The following is a 6,336-nucleotide window of genomic DNA, read 5'->3' as shown; positions in this document are numbered from 1 at the left end:
GATGTACTGATCGTGGGGAGGTTGATGTCGCGGGTTGGGGGGTCACGGAGATACCGGGCAGACCACGCGCGCTATCTCGGCCGTCGGCGGTGCGTAGGGGCGACAGCCGTGGAACCAGCACCCCACCGAGAACAGCACCCTCCCCCGAACGACGCCGCAACTCAAGGGGACGAGGGCGGAAGGTGCCGTGACTCCCCCTCTCTGCGAGTGCCGAACCTCCCGTAGACCGGGAACGGTTCACCAAGCCCCGGACGAGCGGGGGCCGGGGACGCCACGGAACGTGGTGCGATACGCGCGGGGCGACATACCCAGCTGGGTGCTGAAGTGCTGACGCAACGAGGATGCCGTGCCGAATCCAGCGTCGACGGCGATCCGGTCAACGGGGAGGTCGGTGGTTTCCAATAGCGCTCGGGCGTGGTCGAGGCGCTGTTGGGTGAGCCACTGGGTCACCGACAGGCCGGTGTCGGCGCGGAACCGGCGCGTGAAGGTGCGCACGCTCATGGCGGCTTGGGCGGCGAGGTCGGCGAGGGTCAGATGATCGGCGAGATGCTGACGAGCCCAGGTGCGCGCGGCTGCGGTGCTGGAGGTGTCGGTCTCGACCGGGCGGGGTGGAACGTACTGAGCCTGGTCACCTGCACGATGGGGTGGCACGACCGTGATACGGGCGATGTCGGTGGCGGGGTCGGGGCCGTAATCGGTGCGGACCATGTGCAGGCACAGATCGATGCCTGAGGCCACGCCTCCGGAGGTGAGGATCGTGCCGTCTTCGGTGAACAGCGCGGTGGGATCGAGGCGCACGGTGGGGAAGAGACGTCGGAAGTCAGCGCTGGCCTTCCAGTGGGTTGTGGCGCGGCGGTCGTCGAGGAGGCCAGCTGCGGCCAGGACGAAGGAACCGGAACAGATCGAGGCGATCCGGGTTCCGGGGCGGATGCGGGACAGCGCGTGGGCCAGTTCCGGAGTGAGGCGGCCGTGGTGCCGTGCGGGATCGTTGCCGTAGGCGGCGGGCACGATCACCGTGTCGGCGTGGGGGAGAAGCTCGGGTCCGGTGGTGACGGGCAGGACGAGGTCGCTTGCGGTGACGAGGTCGCCCGGGATGGGAGTACAGGTGCGTACCTCGTAGAGGGGAGCGCCCTGCGCCGAGGTGACCTGGCCGAGGATCTGGTGCACGATCCCCAGTTCGACGGGCAGCAGGTGGGGGCGGACGAGGACGGCGACCGGGTGGCGGTCGGCATGCGTGAACATGGCCGGATTCTTGCACATCTTGGCCTGCGGGCCACTCGTGTGTACTCGGGGTGTGCGTGATGCTGGAGCACATCCGGGCCGTTCGTCGGGGACGGCCCTACCGTTCGGGAGTTGTGGTATGCGCGTGTTGTGGCTGTTCGCCCATCCGGAACAGCGGTCGTTGAGCGGGGCCCTGCGTGACGAGGGCTTGGCTTCTCTGACGGAAGAGAACCACGAGTACGCCCTGTCAGACCTGTATGCGATGGGCTGGAATCCGGTGGTCTCCGGAGAGGACTACGCCCATGATCCCCAGGAGCGGCTGGTGGTGGGAACGGCATCCACCGCGGCGCTGGAGACAGGCCGGCTCAGTGCCGACATTCGCTGGGAGCAGGAGAAGCTGACCTGGGCCGACACAGTGATCGTGCAGTTTCCTCTCTGGTGGTACGGAATGCCGGCCATCCTCAAGGGGTGGTTCGATCGAGTGCTGGTCAAGGGCTTCGGGTTTGGCATCACCGATGAGCAGGGGTGCACACTTCGATACGGGCAGGGGCCCCTGGCGGGAAAACGCGCCATGGTCGTGGTCTCGGCCGGCGCGCGGTCGGCCTCGCTGGGTCCCCGGGGGATCAACGGCGAACTGAATGATCTCCTGTTTCCGATCCAACACGGAACCCTGTGGTACACGGGGATGCAGGTGCTTCCGCCCATGCTGGTTCCGGGGGCGGACCGAATGGGGGAGGCGGGATTCGCCGATACGGCTGACGCGTTACGTCGTCGCGTGTTGGCAATCCCGCAGACCACCCCGCTGGCGTTTCGGTACCAGAATCACGGGGACTACGACGCGGACATGGTGCTGCGCACAGAACTGGGCACGGAACAGTCCGGGCTACGGGTGCACTACGGGGCCGCCCCGTGGTGGACGGCCCCGTCCAGCGCTAGTTGAGGGTGTCGGGGTCGGGGCCAACCCGAGTTCCGGTGTCGAGCTGGGCAAGGGTGTCCATGTCGGACTGGTCCAGCTCGAAGTCGAAGATCTCGGCGTTGGCACGGATGCGGCTGGGGGTTACGGACTTGGGGATGACGACGTTGCCGAGCTGGACGCTCCACCGCAGAGCGACCTGAGCGGGACTGCGGTCGTGCTTGGCGGCGATGGTTGCCAGAGTGGGGTCGTCGAGGAGCCCCTTGCCCTGCCCGAGTGGGCTCCAGGCTTCAGTGACGATGTCGTGTGCGGCGTTGAACTCCCGCACGGTTTCCTGGGCGAGCTGGGGATGCAGCTCCACCTGGTTCACGGCGGGGACGATGTCGCTGGAGTCCAGGATGCGGCGCAGATGGGCCGGATGGAAGTTGGACACCCCGATGGCGCGGGCGCGTCCCTCGGCATGGATGCGTTCGAAGGCGCGCCAGGTGTCTAGGAACAAGTCCTTCTCGGGGAGGGGCCAGTGGATCAGGTAGAGATCGACGTAGTCGAGACCGAGTTTGGCCAGGGAAGTGTCGAAGGCGCGCAGAGTCGAATCGTAGCCCTGGTCGGTGTTCCACAGCTTGGTGGTCACGAACAGGTCGTCCCGCGGGATACCGCTGTCGGCGATGGCCTGTCCGGTGCCCTTCTCGTTGCCGTATAGGGCGGCGGTGTCGATACTGCGGTATCCGGCCTCGAGGGCCGTGGTGACGGCAGGAACGACCTCGTCGTCGGGGATCTGGAACACGCCGAAGCCCAGCTGGGGCATGGTGGCTCCGGTGTTGAGGGTGACAGTGGGAATGGATGTCACGGCTCGGTCCTCACTCGTGTTCGGTTGGTCGGTGTCGGGCAGCCAGTGTTGCAGGCACGTCACCGTGGTGTCGCACGGGCGCGCCTGGTCACAGCGGTGAGGTGAGCCACGAAATCCTGCGGCGCGCGGACGCGGATTTCTCGTGAAGCGGGGCGAGCTGTGATGATTCAAATGTGTGGCGAGAACTGATTGGCGAGCTGTATCCGGAGGCGGAGTTCGCGGAGCCTGCTGACGCCTCCGCGGTGGCGAGTGTGGAGCATAAGCTGGGTCTCCCGGTGCCGCACGCGTTGTCGTCGCTCTTGCTCGAGGTCAACGGCGTGCGCAACGACTATGGCGACGACGTGGTGTGGCCGGTGGAACGCATCGTAGAGGACAACCTGGCGATGCGGAATGAGCCCGACTACGCACAGCTCTATGCCCCGTTCGACCTGCTGCTGTTCTTCGGTGACAGCGACATGGGTGCCCAGTTCGCCTACGTGCACACGGACTACGGGCCCGGCATCGTGTACTGGGATCATGACACGGACCAGCGTCGGCTCGTGGCCGCGTTCTTGCGGGACTATCTGGTGCAATGCCTGACCGAAGGCAACTCTTGGTACCGGTGAGGGCGCGGTTTCGATCCGGTGCTTGGAGCTTGAGGCTCGTGGCACAGCCCGGGGAGCGGCTGTGGGTATCCTCGGGGCAGGAATGTCGGCGAGGCGGCGGGCTGAATGCCTGTCCGATGTGTCAGGGCGGTGCAGCAGGATGTCGGAGTCGGTGGGCTCGATGGAACAGGCCGCTGTGCACAGTGCGGTGTTGGTTCAGGGCCAGCCGGTTGCCGAGTATCCGGAACTGGCACCGGAAGCCGACCGGGGATCGCTACGCGAGATCACGGAGGTTGGTGCCGAGGTTCTGCACCACCCCTGTCATGAGGTGGTCGATTTTGGAACGCAGCAGCTGCGGGACCTGATCGACGACATGTTCCTGACGATGTACGTCGCCGAGGGAGTTGGTCTGGCCGCGAATCAGGTCGGGGTGGACCTGCGGGTGTTCGTGTTCGACTGCCCCGACGACGAAGGGGTGCGCCACGTGGGACACATCGTCAACCCCGTGGTGCACACGCCGGCCGAGGACCGACGCCTGACCGTGGACACCGAGGGCTGTCTATCGGTCCCAGGCCCGCACGCGGACCTGGCCCGGGCCGAGGCCGCCACGGTGCGGGGGTGGGACCGGGACGGCGCCGAACTTGAACTCAGCGGCACCGGCTACTTCGCCCGATGCTTGCAGCACGAGACCGACCACCTCAACGGTAAGCTCTACATCGACCGATTGCCACGGCGTCAGCGTTCGCGCGTGCTCAAGCGGATGGACCAGCTGCGCGAGGACGTCCTGGCGCGGCGTGCCCAGCGTGCATTGGAACTGGCGCAGGAGCCCGACAGCCAGAGTCCGTAACCGGATCTCGGCCCGGGTGGGCTGACGCGTGCGACAGCCCACCCGGGCCGGGGCCCCTACCGGCGGCTGGGCGGCGAGGTCTCACCCACGACACCGGCCTGACTGAGCGGTGGTTCGGCCCCGAGCCACGAAACCCCAAACTTTTTGGGATTTCTTTGGGAAACGCCTGAGCGGATCTGGCCGCGCGCAGTACCGTACCAACATCACACACGGCGATGTTTGGGAGCCTTCGGTGGATATCCGGACCAGGCCGCTCGGGCGGGTCCTGACACGTGCACACCCGCAGTGGTGTGGACCGGCCTCTGGGGTACCCGTGGCGATCCCTCGCGTGGCCCCACCATCGCCGCGACTGTGGCGGATGCGGCAGTTCGTGTGCACGATCCCCCGTAACTGCGCACCGTGTTCATCGAGCCACCGTCGTGATCGCAGGAGTCGAACCAGCCAGGTCGTATCCGGATCGGGCTGGCTCGGTCGTGTCGGTGGCGCGGGTGTTGTGGCCGCTGGGCCCTTCGACCCGGACTGGTCGTGGCTGCCCCACCGTCCACGACCCGTGGTCAGTCCAACTGAACGAGGAGAGAAGCCGTGGCACAGGCGCCGACACCGCCCGACCCCACTGACCCTCCCAGGTCCGATCACCGGCGCAGTGGCCAGGAGCACCCCCGCGCGCCGCGACGGACGTGGCTGAGGTGGCTGAGCGCAGGGCTGTGGCCCCGTCGGACGGATCCCTCGTCCCCATACGAGTCCGGAACACAGCCACCGCAGGCTCCACCGGATCCGGAAGCAGATTCGGCCGTGGTCGATGGTGAGTCGACCCCGGAGGAGGTGACGGGCGGGTCGAACGCCCACACCACCACCGGGACCGCCGCCCCCGTCGACAGCGCTGACAGCGCCGCGCCTGCGCAGCCTCCCGAGGCGGCCGAACACAGCGAGGCGACCCTGTCCAGCGCGGCCATGGCCAGCCTTGCGATGCGGGACCTGACACTGGTGGAGTCCCTGCTGGACGTTCTCGAAGGCCTCGAGAACGAGACCGAGGACCCCGACCTGCTGGCGAAACTGTTCAAGATGGACAACCTCGCCACGCGGATGCGGCGCAACGGTGAGAATCTGCTGGTCCTGGCGGGACAGGGGCCCGAGGACCCGCATCTGGAACCCATGCCGATCCTGGATGTAGCCCGGGCGGCGATCTCGGAGATCGGTGACTACAACCGTGTGCAGGTAGGCAAACTTCCCGACTCCCACCTTGCGGGGCCCGTCGGCGACGACCTGGCCCATCTTCTGGCCGAGCTGTTGGATAACGCCACCGCCAAGTCTCCCGAACATGCCCAGGTGGTCGTCAGTGGGCAGCCCATGGCCGACGGCAAGCTGTTGCTGGCCGTGGAGGACGAGGGGATCGGGGTTCCGGCCGAACAGCTCGGCTCGCTGAACGAGCGACTGGCCGGGTCAGCCGAGGTGGACGAGGGGGGCATGCGGCACATGGGCCTGTACGTGGTCAGCCGTATCGCCCACCGGCACGGCATGCAGGTCCAGCTGGAGCAGCGGGCCTTCCGCGGCATGAGTGCATTCGTGGTGGTCCCACACCACTTGTTGCGGGAGCCGATCTCCAGCCAGCCTCCACCCCTGGCCCAAGGACCCGCCCCCGCCCCCGCCCCCGCTCCGGCGTCCGGCGGCCCCAGGCCGGGCTCCTCCCCGTCGGGCGCGACGACAACCGCAGCAGGGTTGCCCCGCCGCAGTGCCCGCCAGGCTGCGACCCCGGTGCTGGATCCCGACGATGACAGCCCACCCGCCACCTCGACGGCGACCCCGGCCACCGAAGCCGGTGCGGGTAATCGTGCCCAACGCATCAGCAGCGACATCGACGGTTTCCTGGCTGGTGAACGAGCCGCCGCACAGGAGGAGCAGTGACCCGTGCCCGGCCGGACACCGC

The 6,336-nt window shown here is 67.5% G+C and carries 6 protein-coding genes; 4 read left to right on the top strand and 2 right to left on the bottom strand.

The window, feature by feature from the left end; genetic code table 11:
* Positions 1–237 precede the first annotated feature (237 nt).
* Positions 238–1,242 carry a GlxA family transcriptional regulator gene (locus RIF23_RS15580; protein WP_310913284.1) on the bottom strand — a complete coding sequence of 335 codons (1,005 nt, stop codon included), beginning with the start codon at positions 1,240–1,242 and terminating at the stop codon, positions 238–240.
* A 118-nt stretch (positions 1,243–1,360) separates the two neighbouring features.
* Between RIF23_RS15580 and RIF23_RS15575 the strand changes: the two genes are divergently transcribed.
* A complete protein-coding gene (locus RIF23_RS15575) occupies positions 1,361–2,161 on the top strand; it encodes an NAD(P)H-dependent oxidoreductase (RefSeq protein WP_310913283.1) in 801 nt (266 codons plus the stop codon).
* Here the strand turns inward: RIF23_RS15575 and RIF23_RS15570 are convergent.
* Positions 2,154–2,972, bottom strand: a complete 819-nt coding sequence (locus RIF23_RS15570; protein WP_310913288.1) for an aldo/keto reductase — start codon at positions 2,970–2,972, stop codon at positions 2,154–2,156. The genes RIF23_RS15575 and RIF23_RS15570 overlap by 8 nt on opposite strands.
* 182 nt (positions 2,973–3,154) lie before the next feature.
* Here RIF23_RS15570 and RIF23_RS15565 point away from each other — a divergent pair, with 182 nt between their 5' ends.
* From RIF23_RS15565 to RIF23_RS15555, 3 genes are all read left to right on the top strand, one after another.
* Positions 3,155–3,586 carry an SMI1/KNR4 family protein gene (locus tag RIF23_RS15565; RefSeq protein ID WP_310913282.1) on the top strand — a complete coding sequence of 144 codons (432 nt, stop codon included), beginning with the start codon at positions 3,155–3,157 and terminating at the stop codon, positions 3,584–3,586.
* A 139-nt stretch (positions 3,587–3,725) separates the two neighbouring features.
* Positions 3,726–4,412, top strand: a complete 687-nt coding sequence (def, locus tag RIF23_RS15560) for a peptide deformylase (protein ID WP_310913281.1) — start codon at positions 3,726–3,728, stop codon at positions 4,410–4,412.
* Positions 4,413–5,204: 792 nt separating this feature from the next.
* Entirely contained in the window at positions 5,205–6,314 is a 1,110-nt protein-coding gene (locus tag RIF23_RS15555) for a sensor histidine kinase (RefSeq protein WP_310913280.1), read from the top strand.
* Positions 6,315–6,336 lie beyond the last annotated feature (22 nt).

It is taken from the genome of Lipingzhangella rawalii (genome assembly GCF_031628175.1).
In the GTDB taxonomy this organism is placed as follows: domain Bacteria; phylum Actinomycetota; class Actinomycetes; order Streptosporangiales; family Streptosporangiaceae; genus Lipingzhangella_A; species Lipingzhangella_A rawalii.
This window is presented reverse-complemented; position numbering and strand designations above follow the sequence as displayed.